Source organism: Pelatocladus sp. BLCC-F211 (genome assembly GCF_041928655.1).
Classification (GTDB): Bacteria; Cyanobacteriota; Cyanobacteriia; order Cyanobacteriales; family Nostocaceae; genus Pelatocladus.
Window position 1 is genome coordinate 1 of the sequence record NZ_JBHFLM010000060.1, and the last position, 14,240, is coordinate 14,240.

The window sequence follows — 14,240 nt, forward strand, 5'->3', positions numbered from 1 at the left end:
TAGAAGATTGGATAGATAGCTTACCAAACCCAGAACCAATGCAGGATAAATCCTGCGGTCAGCCTTCATCCCCTGTCTGAAGCACGAAAATCGCAACTGTGTTGCTGTTTCTCAGGGGTTTTCGGCATTTTTTCTTATAAAAGTATTGCTCGCCTCAAAGACTTAGTAGACATCGCCAAAAATCTCTCGGCTGCGGCTTCTATAGAAGAAATTTTTTCCCAAGTGCAAGAAGTTGTCTTCCGTTACTTAAGTAGTATTGATCGTTTGGCATTATTAATTGATGTTAGTGGTGGTGGCAAATTAGAAATCCTCAATTCTGCCACTAGAAGCAACTGTGAACATGAATATCTACCTCATGATGGCAGTTGGATTAGTCGCAGTATCTGTCAAAAGGTATTTGCCGAAAAAATTGCGATTCAAACTGCTGACGCCCAGCATGATGAGCGTTTTGCAGGAGAACACAGTATTCTGGTCAAAGACATTCGCAGTGCTATGGCTGTACCTTTGTGGGATGAAAACAAAGTAGTTGGTGTGCTGTATGCCGATGCTCATCTTTCTTCTTACCATTGGGCAAAAGAAGGTGAAGAAGAACTCAGCTTTTTTTCAGCTTTGGCAAATATTGTTGCTTCCAGTGTCCAACGTTGGTTATTAGCAGAAAAACTCAAAACTGAAGAAATCATCCGTCAAAGATTAGAACGTTATCATTCCCCAGCAGTTGTACAGCAGTTGATCGCAGTGGGAGCATTACCAGATGGACGCTTGGCTCCAAAAGAAAGTGAAATTAGCATTTTATTTGCGGATATTGTAGGTTTTACTGCGATATCCGAACGATTCACTGCAAGAGAAATTGCGGAATTGCTCAATAAATTATTTGAGGAAATGTTAAAAGAAGTATTTGCCTACGGCGGCACTTTAGATAAATATATTGGTGACTGCATCATGGCATTTTTTGGCGCTCCCGAACCACAACCAGATCACGCAAATCGCGCTGTCTCCGCAGCAATGAAAATGCTCACACGCCTAGAACATCTTAATACTAATAATTTTTGGCAGGAACCACTGCAATTAAGAATTGCTATTAACAGTGGTAAGGCTGTTGTTGGGGATGTAGGTAGTTCCCAACGGGTAGACTACACTGCTCTTGGCGCAACTATAAATTTAGCTGCACGTATGGAAGCAGTTTGTCCCCCCGGTGAATGCATCGTCAGCGAAGCTACTTACACAATGCTTTCTCAACCTTCGTATTTCCATGAAATGGGAGATTATCGCTTTAAAGGTATCAATCGCCTAGTAAAGGTGTATCAGACGAAATTGCATAAGTAGATTGGGGATCGGGGATCGGGGAACGGGGATTGGGGAACGGGAATCGGGGAACGGGAATCGGGGAACGGGGAACGGGGAACGGGGATCGGGGATCAGGGAACTCGTAAGATTTTTTGATTTGTAAATTAAGTTTCTGAATCGTCAATCAGGCTTTTGCTTCGTTAAGCTGTTGATAGCAAAAAATTTGTTGGGATCTTGTGGTTCACGAATAAAATTGGATTACTATATTACCCAATAGATATAATCACTTACGTAATTGTATATTTTATTGCGCTTAGATTGCGAAAGATTAACATTTACCAACTAAGTCTTGCTGAAAAGTCTAAAATTTTTATGGTAGCTAAGAGTATGGACACGGGTAAGCATTTAAAATAGACGACTTGTAAAAATGACTTTTGCATTTTGATATGAGCAAAGGGTAAAGAGGAAAGGCTTTACCAACCAACGAACACGCGGTTTTGCGTTTACGGTTGGGAGAGATCAAAGTTCAAAGGTGGGAAAACGTTTGTTTTTATGCTTTTACATTTCCCCCTTACCCTGCTTCTGCAAGAAGTCGAATGCTTAGTGAAATTATTTTCTACGGGAGGTTGGCTATGCCTATCGCCACAGTTAATCCTGCAACAGAGGAATTGCTCAAAAACTTTGAACCGCATAGTGATGCGGAAATCGCTGCCAAACTAGATTTGGCGCAACGAGCTTTTGAGCATTACCGTCAGACGAGTTTCTCTGAGCGATCGCGTTGGCTGGAAAAAGCTGCTTCTATTCTTGAACAAGAAAAAGCAGACTTTGCAAAGGTGATGACGCTGGAAATGGGCAAAACTTACAAAAGTGCGATCGCTGAAGTCGAAAAATGCGCTTTAGTATGTCGTTACTACGCTGAAAACGCTGCCCAGTTTCTCGCTGAAACCTACGTGGAAAGCGATGCTAGCAAAAGTTTTGTTAAATACCAGCCATTAGGTATAGTTCTGGCAGTCATGCCGTGGAATTTTCCCTTTTGGCAAGTATTTCGTTTTGCAGCACCCGCACTGATGGCAGGTAATGTTGGTTTACTCAAACATGCTTCCAATGTACCGCAGTGTGCTTTGGCAATTGAGGAAATTATCCACAAAGCTGGTTTCCCCGCAGGTGTCTTTCAAAATTTGTTCATACCTGGTGCTAAGGTCGGCGACTTGATGAGTGATGACCGCATAAAAGCTGCTACCTTAACAGGTAGCGAACCAGCAGGTATATCACTCGCTGTTGCATCTGGTAAACAAATTAAAAAAACCGTTCTAGAATTGGGTGGCAGTGATCCATTTATTGTGTTAGAAAGTGCTGACTTGGAAACAGCAGTTGCAGTTGCGACTACAGCAAGAATGCTCAATAACGGGCAATCTTGTATTGCTGCGAAACGCTTTATTATTCAAGAAGCGATCGCAGATCAATTTGAAAAGCTACTGCGAGAAAAATTCCAAGCGCTGAAAGTAGGCGATCCTATGCAATCAGATACTGATGTCGGGCCACTGGCAACTCCTGATATTCTCAAAGAATTAGATCAGCAAGTGGAAACCTGTGTCAAAGCAGGAGCAAAAGTTCTGATTGGCGGACAGTCGTTGGCTGATCGTCCTGGTAACTTCTTTCCACCAACAATAATTACAGGTCTTTCTCCAGAGAGTGCGATCGCCAAAGAAGAATTTTTTGGCCCAGTAGCTTTAGTATTCCGCATACCCAATATTGACGAAGCCATTAAATTAGCAAATGCTACACCCTTTGGTTTGGGTGCAAGTGCTTGGACAACAAACTCCCAAGAACAACACCGTTTAATCAATGAAATCGAAGCAGGTGCAGTCTTTATTAATGGCATGGTTAAGTCCGATCCTCGCTTACCTTTTGGTGGAATTAAACGATCTGGTTATGGCAGAGAATTGGGTATTCAAGGTATACATGAATTCGTCAACATTAAAACAGTGTGGGTTAAGTAATTTAGTCATTTGTCCTTAGTCATTAGTCATTTTTACAAATCTAATGACCAATGACCCTTACGGGTTCGCCAGTCGCACTCTGCGAGAAGCCGCTTACGCGTCTACATGGGGGAGACCCCCAAGACCGCGCTGGCTCACAAATGACTAATGACTAAAATATTTTTCGCTAGTGAGGAAGTTCAATGAATACGGCAGAGTTATTAGTAAGGTGCTTAGAAAATGAAGGAGTACAATATGTTTTTGGACTCCCTGGCGAAGAAAATCTGCACGTTTTGGAAGCGCTAAAACACTCCTCGATTCAATTTATTACTACTCGTCATGAACAAGGTGCAGCATTCATGGCAGATGTTTACGGACGTCTGACAGGAAAAGCAGGAGTGTGTCTTTCAACTTTAGGACCAGGGGCAACAAATTTAATGACAGGGGTTGCTGATGCTAACCTCGATGGTGCGCCATTAGTAGCAATTACCGGACAAGTCGGAACAGATAGAATGCACATCGAATCCCATCAATATTTAGATTTGGTGGCTATGTTTGCTCCGGTAACAAAATGGAATAAACAGATTGTCCGACCTAGTATTACACCAGAATTAGTACGCAAAGCCTTTAAACTGGCGCAGAGTGAAAAACCAGGAGCAGTTCATATTGATTTACCAGAAAATATTGCTGCCATGCCAGTAGAAGGCACACCATTATATAAGCAAAATGTTGACAGAACTTTTGCTTCTTTTGCTAGTATTCGGTCAGCCTCAGCCTTAATTTCTCAGGCAAATAACCCAATAATTTTAGTTGGTAACGGTGCAATTCGCGCTCAAGCCAGCGACGCTGTCACCCAATTTGCTACTCAATTAAATATCCCTGTTGCTAACACATTCATGGGTAAAGGAGTGATTCCCTATACTCATCCTTTAGCATTATGGTCTGTGGGACTACAACAGCGAGATTTTATTAACTGTGGCTTTGATAATACAGATTTGGTGATCGCCGTTGGCTATGATCTAATTGAATTTTCGCCCAAAAAATGGAATCCCGATAGCAAAATTCCTATTGTTCATATTGCTGCTAATCCAGCAGAAATAGATAGTAGTTACATTCCGAGTGTGGAAGTTGTAGGCGATATTTCTGATTCTCTTGATGAGATTTTAAAAGTAGCAGACCGCCAGACTAAACCCAATCCCTATGCTATTAGTTTAAGATCAAACATTCGTTCTGATTACGAACAATATGCCAATGATGACGGGTTTCCTATTAAACCTCAAAAAATCATTTATGACTTGCGTCAGGTAATGGGGCCAGAAGATATTGTCATTTCTGATGTTGGCGCACATAAAATGTGGATTGCCCGCCATTATCATTGTCATAGTCCGAATACTTGCTTGATTTCCAACGGTTTTGCAGCCATGGGAATTGCCATTCCCGGTGCAGTTGCAGCTAAACTAGTTCATCCCAATCGTAAAGTTGTAGCCGCAACAGGCGATGGCGGCTTTATGATGAATTGTCAAGAATTAGAAACTGCTTTGCGGGTTGGTACAGCGTTTGTGACTTTGATTTTTAATGATGGTGGTTATGGCTTAATTGAGTGGAAACAAGAAAATCACTTTGGTAAAGGGAGATCATCTTTTGTGCATTTTGGCAATCCTGATTTTGTCAAATTAGCAGAAAGTATGGGATTAAAAGGTTATCGAGTAGAAGCTGCTACCGATTTAGTTCCCATCCTCAAAGAAGCTCTAGCACAAGATGTACCAGCAGTGATCGATTGTCCTGTAGACTATCGAGAAAATATTCGCTTTACTCAAAAAGCCGGCGAATTGAATTGTGTGGTTTAATTGATAGTCATTTGTTCTTTGTCATTTGTCATTTGTTCTTTGTCATTTGTGAAGAACGAATGATAAATGATGGACAAAGCCCTCACCCCAACCCCTCTCCCAAGTTTGGGAGAGGGGTTGGGGTGAGGGTTGTTTTTCTAAGATTCGCCTCGGTGACAAATGACGACCCCAACTAGTACCAGATGCGCCATGGCTCGTCTCTACATTTGTGCCGACTTACTTAGTTGTTTGTCTACATCTAAATGCTTAAAATATCTTCGTAAATATCTGCCATGGTCAAGCTTAGACCAACCGAATCTAAACTTAATTCATTATCTTTACCTAAAATTTCGAGTAACCAATTTCCTTGAGCATTTTTACGATAAACTTCTACTTTCATATCATCTTGGGAAACTAATACATATTCCCGTAAACTTTCTAACTTTTGATAATTAACAAGTTTTTCTCGTCTGTCTGTGACTTCTGTACTTGGTGATAGCACTTCTATAATTAAGCAAGGATAATTTAAAAAATAGCGGTCTTGGTCTTGGCGATTACAAGTAACAACAACATCAGGATAATAAAAGATATTGTTATTTTGATCCGCTAATTCTATCCTGACTTTCATATCAGCCATAAACACGCTACAGGAACCACCCCGCAAATGCGATCGTAGTCTGCTGGCAATATTTAGTGTAATTGTATTATGTTCCTTGCTACCGCCAGACATAGCAAAGATTTGACCACCAAGATACTCATGGCGAACTTCGCTAGATTGTTCTAGTTGGAAGTATTCTTCAATGCTGAGATAAGTTAATGGTAAAGACATGCTCTGAGTAAATTTTAAGTAGTAAATTTTTAGTGGGGTATGTTACGTTACGCCTTTAGCCTAACGCACAATTGTTTCTACAGTATCCAAAGCAAGTGCAACTGCACCCCACAACGGTGCATCATCACCTAACCCTGCTGGGACAACTTCAAAATTAATCTCTGGTAAAGCCGTTTCCCGCGCTACCTGACGAATCACTCGCCAAAAACCTTCTCCCGCTTTCGTCACACTCCCACCCAAAACAAACCGTTGCGGATTCATCAAATTTGCCACATTACCAATACCCACACCCAACGCCCAAGCCGAACGGTGTAAAATCTCCTGTGCTAACTCATCACCTTGCATCGCCGCTTCACTCACAATCTTCCCAGTAATTAACTTCAAATTTCCCTCCACCAAACCCCTCAATATCTCTCCTCCGCGTCCTCTGCGCCTCTGCGGTTCATTCATCAAAACCTCCCTTACATCCAACGCCATATACGGCCCCGACGCCAACCTTTCCACACATCCCCGCTTCCCACACAAACACATTGGTCCAGCTGGGTCTACTACCATATGTCCAATTTCTCCAGCCATACCATTTGCACCCCGCCAAGGTTTACCATTGAGTATCCAACCACCACCTACCCCAGTGCTAACAGTAATGTAAAATAAACTATCGTACCCAACCCCCGCACCATATCTGTATTCACCCAAGGCCGCCACATTAGCATCGTTGTCAACACCAACACTCACACCATATTCATCTGCTAACAACTTTTGCAAAGGTATATTTTCCCAACCAGGCACATGATGTGATAGCCTGATAGTACCTGTATTTGCATCCACAGGCCCACCAAAGCTGACGCCAATAGCCATTGGTTTGACTTCTTGCAATAGAGAATGAATGAGCGATCGCATGATATCTAAATCAGTGCTACCATTAGCATCTGCTGGTGATAAACAGCGTTGGTAACTCAACCACTCTTGAGAATTAGCATCTGCGATCGCTGCTGCTAGCTTAGTACCACCAAAATCAAGCGCTAAAATTAAACTCACAGTCTTGTTGGTTATTTCAATAAAAGTAATTTTAACCACTAATCACTAACAAATGTAGAGACGTAGCAATGCTACGTCTCTACAACCATCAACCATTCAAATCAAGCACACCATCAATAAATCTTTGTAATCGCTCATAATGTGATCCTTTCCAATATATTTGAGCGCAGTTTTGACAACGATGAAATTCATCAGTGTATAACACTACAGTGTCAGGTAACTGGTCAATCACAACTTGCTTATCTACAGCTTGTAAAATTCCATTACAACGCAGACATCGTTTAAAAGGTGATACTAAATCAAATAAATCAAAACGCCGTAATACTTCAACAATTTGTTGCTGTGGGTCAGTATTCCTTACATAGTAACCATAAGTAACTACACTCCGCATCAAAAGACCTTTGTCGCGTGTTAACAGAATTCGGTTTTGGGTGCTGGAGATTTCTGCTAATTCAGGATCATGATAATTATTTTGATACAACGTATCAAATCCTAATAGTCGCAGAGAAGATGCTAATTTGCCGAGATGAATATCCAATACAAAGCAAATGGTATTTAGTGGTTTCGGTCGTACTAAACTTAAACAAGCTGTTTGCACTACTGTGGAAATTGGATAGACATTAATCGTGTCTCCATCTTGAACAATGTAAGCAAAATCAACTGATTCTCCGTTAACTTCAATACAATCAATTTCAGGATGGGGAACACCCAATGCTTCGATCATGTCTTTGATTGAGGCTCTTTCTCCATAAAAATGCTCAATTCTCACCTGCCGTTTGTTGGGTGGCAAGAAATCGTTCAATTCTGCATGAAACTGGAAAGTTGCCCTAGTCATACCAACAAATCATTGATCTTTCCTATGTAAATCATAGTAACTTTTATGGATAAAAACAGACTATGACCATGAAAACCAACAGGTAAGAATCATCTTAGGCCTTTCCAATTAATAAAATATCCAGCCCTCGCGTTCCGCCCTTCAGGCGGAACGCTCACCAATTCTTGGGTTGAGCCAAAATATATTTGATAGGGCTGGATATTTTATTTTTTGGAGATCCCTTATTGCCAGAATATCGCTGTTTTCATCGCAATTAACATAAATTATTTGAAATCTACTGATCCTAGTGTTAGGACGCTGATTAAAACCCCTTCACATTTATTTATTCCCACTTGGTTGCTTATGTATTGATAATATTTATCTTTTGGTCTAGGATATGCAAGCATAAATAATATTAGCTTTTTCTACTCTTTAACCCATGTTAATCTTGATTTAAGGGTGTTCTAGCACAATCCAAAATATAGATAAAGTCAAGTGTATTAATAAACACTTGCAACAAAGATTAATCTAAGTTAAATTCGAGGTAGATGCTTGCTTGTAAAAGAGAATCTAGTTTTTAGTAGGGGGTGGAGAAACTTCACAGGCTAATTAATATCAAACTGAAGTCTTAAGTAAAAATACTTCTTGTGTTTGTGTTTCGGTCAACAAGTAATTGTTAATATATTTATTAACCTTAAAGCATATTATTTGAGGTTAAGAATATTACGCTTTGCTTAATTTTTTACTGCGTTTTATTTTTTTAAAAAATAGTTGAGAATAATTTGCAATATGGATAAAAATAGAAAATATATTGAGATTAGATATTGGGACAATTTCTTAACCAATCACTTTACAGAGAAATCAGTAATTTTATTTACTGAGTAAGTGAATCAATTGAATGTTAAACATTTATGAAATTAAAGTAGAGGCGTAGATTAATCAAAGCGAATTAAGAATTAAGTTGATTTCAGCATTTATGACATACAGCCATTCAATATAAATTTGGCTACTTTTATTTCAAAACGAAGTTAATAAAACCTGTTTGACAACACTAACAAAGTTGACATTTTTTGTTTGCAATAAAGGAGGAATTTCTGAAAAAAATGTTGATGCTATTTGTGAAAAAAATATTTACAGCACAAACCTTAACGAGAAATAATGTTATAAATTGGCTACCAGGATTAGGCGATAAGCTAGCCATAATTCCTGTTTTCTCTTGTTTGCTAAGTCGGACATGATTTTTGAGTTGCTCACATTAGCAAGCAGTTGATTGAAAAAGATTGTAGCTAGAAATACATCTCTTTTGATCAGATTATTTGTTCCTTAAGTACATTCATCATTACCCTTCAATGAACACTTTCTTTTGTTCCGATAATTCCCGCATAGCAGGAGAAGATATTATTGGTAGTGTTGCCAATCACCAAACTTATGTATTAATTGAATGTCCTACTCCTTGGGCATCGGAAGCCTTTCACTCTCGATGGGTTCCAGAAAATTTACGGACTTTGGTAGAGGAAGTAAAACGTGCTAAATTACCAATAAAGTTTCTTTTAATTGCTAATAATTTATCCCATAAATCAGACAGCACAACCATTTTGATTTATCAACAACAAGAGGGTCTAATAAATGGTTTATCTAAACGAGAGTACAAATTAGAAAATATCCAGCAAGCAGCAACAGTCATCAAGAAATATTTATTGGGTAAAAATTCAGTAAGTTACGAATTAAATACAAATTCAACACGTGATATTCTGATTTGTACCCACGGTAGTCATGATAAATGCTGCTCTAGATACGGCAATCCATTTCACTTTCACGCTACAAGTGCTGTTGCTGATTTGAATTTGGATAATGTGCGAATTTGGAAATCTAGTCATTTTGGTGGACATCGGTTTGCACCAACTTGCATAGACTTGCCAGAAGCTAGATATTATGGGAATCTCAATCAAGATTTATTTGAATCAATATTGACTCGTACTGGCGATCTTAAATCTTTGCAAAAAGTATATCGTGGCTGGGGAATCTTGCCAAGTTCGATTCAAATTATGGAAAGAGAACTGATGTTTCGTTATGGATGGGATTGGTTGAACTATAAAGTAGCAGGTAGAATAATTGACCAAAGTGCAGACAAAAATACAATTCGTGCAGAGCTAATTTTTGAAAAACCTGATGGTTCGCAATATAATTATCAGGCGAGATTAGTAAAAGACGAAACAAAAACTGTGGAATTGAAAAGTTCCTGCAATGCCAATCAAGAGTCAGTATTTGTCAAGTATGCTGTAGCTAGTCTCTGGCTGACTTCCACGCAATTTGTCACTGTTACGGCGTAAGCGATCGCACACTTGTATCATTTCCCTTTGAGCGCTTATACTATCCGTTGAGGTCGGTAATTGGTAATTGGTAATTGGTAATTGGGTGATTACCTAATACTTGGGATCGCCCTGGGAATATCAAATAATTAGCTGGACTTGATATTTAGATGAGGTTTAGCACGAAAGTGCAATTACGAAATACAACGCTACAGTTGTGCGACTTTATCTAGAAGTTAGGGTAAAACATTTGTGATGCGGCTACTGTTCGCTTCTGTTAAGTTTGTCGCGCAAGCGTTTTACCCTGAGCAAAATCGTAGTTATTTGACCGATAGTTATCTAACCAATAAATGGTCAAATAACTATTTTTCAGCAATAATCACGTTTGTCTCTTCATTGGTTGAAGACTGGTTTTCTGTGAGTTGCTTCTTCACAGTCACCAAATAAATCGCTAACAAGATGGTAAATAAAATCCCTTCCATAGCCACCTCCAAAGGGTGATGCAATGTAATTACTGATCAGGCGATCGCTTGATTCCATACTTAATACATCACCACGTTTGCGAGGAATTCCGAAGTATAATACAAATAACTTAACTTTTCAAGAGAATCTTACCGCCACACTACCTGCATGAGCTGGTAAACCTTCGGCTTCAGCGAGGCTAATTGCTGCTTTACCGATGGTTTGTAATGCTTGCTCATCGCACTCCAAAGAGGTAATCCGCTTCATAAAATCATAGACACTCAAGCCAGAAGCAAAACGAGCTGAACGTGCTGTTGGTAACACGTGATTGGGACCACCGACATAATCACCAATTGCTTCTGGAGTGTGGCGTCCTAAAAAGATGCTACCAGCACAGCGAATTTGCTTGGCAAGCTCTTGTGGTTCATCTACGCATAATTCCACATGTTCTGGTGCTAATTGATTCAAAAGAGAAATACTTTCCGCTAAATCACTGACAATAATCACCGCGCCATGATTTTCCCAACTTTTAGCAGCTACTGCTTGAGTAGGTAAGGTTTTGAGAATTTGTTCAACTGCTGTTGTCACAGCTTGAGCAAAACTTTGGGAGTCGGTAATCAAAATCGATTGGGCGCTAGGGTCATGTTCTGCTTGTGACAGCAAATCCCAAGCAATCCATTCTGGATGATTCTTACCATCAGCTACTACCAAAATTTCCGATGGGCCAGCAATGCTATCAATGCCTACTCTACCAAATACCTGACGTTTTGCTTCCGCCACATAAGCATTACCAGGCCCGACAATTTTATCAACAGAGGCAAGACTTTCTGTACCGTAGGCTAAAGCTGCTACTGCTTGCGCTCCACCAATACTATATATTTCTGTAATATCTGCTACTTGAGCTGCTGCCAATACTGCGGGATTAATTTCACCACCAGGCATCGGCACTGTCATCACAATCCGCTCGACTCCAGCTATTTTAGCAGGTAGGGCATTCATCAACAAAGAACTTGGATAGCTTGCCCGTCCACCTGGTACGTAAATTCCAACCGTTGTTAACGCTACCCACTTTAAACCTAACTTGACGCCGACTTCATCAGTGTAGGCAATATTTTGTGGTAGCTGTTTTTGATGAAAAGCAGTTATTCTTTGAGCAGCAACTTCCAAAGCAGCTCTAACTTCCTGGGGACATTTCGCTGCTTGTTCAGCAATAAAAGTATCACTCAGACGAAAAGATTCAGGGCTGTAGCGATCAAAACGTGTGGTATATTCTTTGACTGCGGTATCACCACGCGCTTTGACATCAGCAATAATTTCTTTGACTGTACCACTGACATCAACCGTTGCTTCCCTACGTTCGTTGACAAATGCTTGGAATTTAGTAGAAAAATCTTTGTCGGTTGTTTTCAGTAGCTGCATGGTAAGTCTCTCGGCTGTAGTGGGTGTTTACGCGGGATAATAATTTAGTTTAAAGCGCGAGTTAAGTATTTTAACAAAGTTTCAACTCTGCGATCGCTTACTTTCCAGCATAGACTGCGATCGCATGAGGTATGAGACGATTAGTAGTAATCAACGGTTTGCCATCTACAATAATTCCAGTACTACCACCACCATCCAGCATTGCTTGGGCGTTAGCACCAAAATCTCTCAGGACTCTGGATGCATCGCTTTGTCGAGCGTAGTTACTTGAATATAACAATACTGTTTCCTTGATGCGATCGCCATTATCATCTCGCACACCAATAAAGGTTCGTGGTAAATATCTTGTAGCAAACTTGTCTGCATTCACATCTAATGCACCGACTACTTCGGGAAAACGCGCAAAAGTCTGTTGCAAATACGTCTGAATATTAGCACTCGCCAATAAAGAGTTAAAAGCGAAAGTGCGAATTTGACCAGGATATTCTTTACCAATAGCATAGCCGAAACTAATCAAACTTCCCCGCACTTTCAAGCCAAAAGCAATTCCCGTTGGTTGTTCGCGTGTAGAAAAAAACGCACCATTGACAACAACTCTGGCTTTTCGAGATGATGTATTTTGCCTAACAGCATCTTGCCAAAAATTACTGAGCGTCTTTTTGCTGACTTTCTCTTGAGAAGTCTTACCTACAGCACCAATTAAATTTTCTATCGTCCCTTGGCTGGTATTAACTACCGTCACATATTCTAACTTGCCGTTTGTGGAATCTTTTTTGTAGACTTGTACGCCAGTAGTTTTCACAATCGCCTGAAAGCCAGAAGGAATAGATAGCGCTTGAGTTATACGGCTGTGAAAGGTGAAAATTAAAGCAGTGGTGATGGCTAATAGTAATGTTTGCAACTTCACTAAAATTAATGGCTGACTCTCAGGATGGGAGCATCCCAATTTTTGAAAAATATGTTTGTCATTCTGAGCATAGAAGTGGAGCGTTCGCGAAGCGTGCCGGAGGCTCTAGAATCTCTAGCCTAGTTCACGATTTGAGATGCTACCTACGGAAGCCGCTATCGCGTCTACATTTAGCTATCATCAATGCTCAGTGAGGCTCGCCAATTTGTTGATACTCTGCATTCCCAAAAATCGCTTCATAATCACGGTAATACTTAAATTCCATTAAATTATAAAATGGGTCTTCTAAAAAGAAAGTGGAATGTTCTAAAGGAGTACCAACAAAACGATGTTTGGGTTCTTCTCTAAACAGTAGCTGATACTGTTGCGCTCTCAACAGTAAGGATTTCCAGTCTTCTTCTGAGGTAAAGACTAATCCAAAATGTCTAGGATAAATACCGCGTTGTGGTGTCAACGGTTCTTTGGTGACATGAGCCACCAATTGATGACCGTAAAGATTGAGAATGAGAGCATGGCGATTTTCTCGACCAGGAATACAGCCTAAACCATTAACGTAGTATGCTTTTGCTTGGGTAATGTCGGTGACAGGAAAAGCAAGATGAAATATAGTTTGATTCATAATTGAGCTAATAAGAGTGAGGAACTAGAGGCTAGGTTTAAGTAGCCGTATTACTATCTATATATAAATTGCGAAATAATTAGGCGATTGTGCAACTTTAATATCTATTCTATGACCAATAACATCCAACTTCCTTGGCAGCAAGAGGCTGTGATTCGCCACAGCTTGCGTATATTACGTAGTTTTGAGTATTGGACAGGACGTTCTCTACTAGATGTTAATGGTTCTGTACAAGAAATAGCCCAAGCACTATTTGCAGCACCTTTTGCTTTAGTTTCTCATGGTACTGAATCAGATCCAATCTTTAACTACGGGAATCAAAGAGCCTTGGAGTTATGGGAGCTTTCGTGGCAGGATTTTACTAAAATGCCTTCACGGAAAACGGCTGAAGAAGTTGTACAAGAGGAGCGTAATCGGTTGTTAGCGGAAACAACAACTAAAGGCTTTAGTAATTATTCTGGTATTCGGATTAGTAGCACTGGTAAACGTTTTGATATTAAAGATGGTATTCTGTGGAATTTATTGGATGAGAATGATGACTATTGCGGTCAAGCTGCTGTTTTCTCGAATTATGAACTTGTACTCTAAAAATTAAAATATGGTAGGGTGTGTTGCAATACGGTTCAGTTAAGAAGAAATGTAGGTTGGGTTGAGTGCAAGCGAAACCCAACAAAGCCTTGATAATGTTGGGTTACTCTGCGATCAGCCGCGCAGGGCGCGTCTACGTTCCTCAAACGCCAGGTGCTACAACTCT

The 14,240-nt window shown here is 40.1% G+C and carries 10 protein-coding genes and 1 pseudogene; 5 read left to right on the forward strand and 6 right to left on the reverse strand.

The window, feature by feature from the left end; genetic code table 11:
• Window positions 1-138: 138 nt before the first annotated feature.
• From ACE1AT_RS07020 to ACE1AT_RS07030, 3 genes and pseudogenes are all read left to right on the forward strand, one after another.
• Window positions 139-1,323: pseudogene (locus tag ACE1AT_RS07020) on the forward strand (adenylate/guanylate cyclase domain-containing protein); the annotation flags it as partial.
• 593 nt (window positions 1,324-1,916) lie between these two features.
• The gene (locus tag ACE1AT_RS07025) at window positions 1,917-3,284 is read left to right on the forward strand and encodes an NAD-dependent succinate-semialdehyde dehydrogenase (RefSeq protein WP_374866703.1); all 1,368 of its coding nucleotides are present in this window, start codon (window positions 1,917-1,919) and stop codon (window positions 3,282-3,284) included.
• 182 nt (window positions 3,285-3,466) lie between these two features.
• Window positions 3,467-5,110, forward strand: a complete 1,644-nt coding sequence (locus ACE1AT_RS07030; protein WP_374866686.1) for an acetolactate synthase large subunit — start codon at window positions 3,467-3,469, stop codon at window positions 5,108-5,110.
• Window positions 5,111-5,348: 238 nt separating this feature from the next.
• On the opposite strand, the gene ACE1AT_RS07035 is transcribed toward ACE1AT_RS07030, so the two are convergent.
• From ACE1AT_RS07035 to ACE1AT_RS07045, 3 genes are all read right to left on the reverse strand, one after another.
• Window positions 5,349-5,918, reverse strand: coding sequence for a Uma2 family endonuclease (locus ACE1AT_RS07035; protein WP_374866688.1), 570 nt, complete (start codon window positions 5,916-5,918; stop codon window positions 5,349-5,351).
• A gap of 60 nt (window positions 5,919-5,978) precedes the next feature.
• Window positions 5,979-6,956, reverse strand: a complete 978-nt coding sequence (locus ACE1AT_RS07040) for an ROK family protein (protein WP_374866690.1) — start codon at window positions 6,954-6,956, stop codon at window positions 5,979-5,981.
• An 88-nt stretch (window positions 6,957-7,044) separates the two neighbouring features.
• Entirely contained in the window at window positions 7,045-7,791 is a 747-nt protein-coding gene (locus ACE1AT_RS07045; protein WP_374866692.1) for a Mut7-C RNAse domain-containing protein, read from the reverse strand.
• Window positions 7,792-9,119: 1,328 nt separating this feature from the next.
• On the opposite strand from ACE1AT_RS07045, the gene ACE1AT_RS07050 reads away from it, so the two are divergent.
• Window positions 9,120-10,100, forward strand: coding sequence for a sucrase ferredoxin (locus tag ACE1AT_RS07050; protein WP_374866694.1), 981 nt, complete (start codon window positions 9,120-9,122; stop codon window positions 10,098-10,100).
• A gap of 579 nt (window positions 10,101-10,679) precedes the next feature.
• On the opposite strand, the gene hisD is transcribed toward ACE1AT_RS07050, so the two are convergent.
• The 3 genes from hisD to ACE1AT_RS07065 all read right to left on the reverse strand — a co-directional run bounded on the left by hisD (window position 10,680) and on the right by ACE1AT_RS07065 (window position 13,486).
• Complete coding sequence (gene hisD, locus ACE1AT_RS07055) at window positions 10,680-11,960, reverse strand: histidinol dehydrogenase (protein ID WP_374866695.1); 1,281 nt, start codon at window positions 11,958-11,960, stop codon at window positions 10,680-10,682.
• A gap of 97 nt (window positions 11,961-12,057) precedes the next feature.
• On the reverse strand, window positions 12,058-12,867 hold the full coding sequence (locus ACE1AT_RS07060; protein WP_374866697.1) for a phosphodiester glycosidase family protein: 810 nt from the start codon (window positions 12,865-12,867) through the stop codon (window positions 12,058-12,060).
• A 187-nt stretch (window positions 12,868-13,054) separates the two neighbouring features.
• Entirely contained in the window at window positions 13,055-13,486 is a 432-nt protein-coding gene (locus ACE1AT_RS07065) for a VOC family protein (RefSeq protein WP_374866699.1), read from the reverse strand.
• Between the two features lie 111 nt (window positions 13,487-13,597).
• Here ACE1AT_RS07065 and ACE1AT_RS07070 point away from each other — a divergent pair, with 111 nt between their 5' ends.
• Window positions 13,598-14,074 (forward strand): MEKHLA domain-containing protein, encoded by a 477-nt coding sequence (locus tag ACE1AT_RS07070; protein WP_374866701.1) that lies wholly within the window; start codon window positions 13,598-13,600, stop codon window positions 14,072-14,074.
• The last annotated feature ends 166 nt before the right edge of the window (window positions 14,075-14,240 follow it).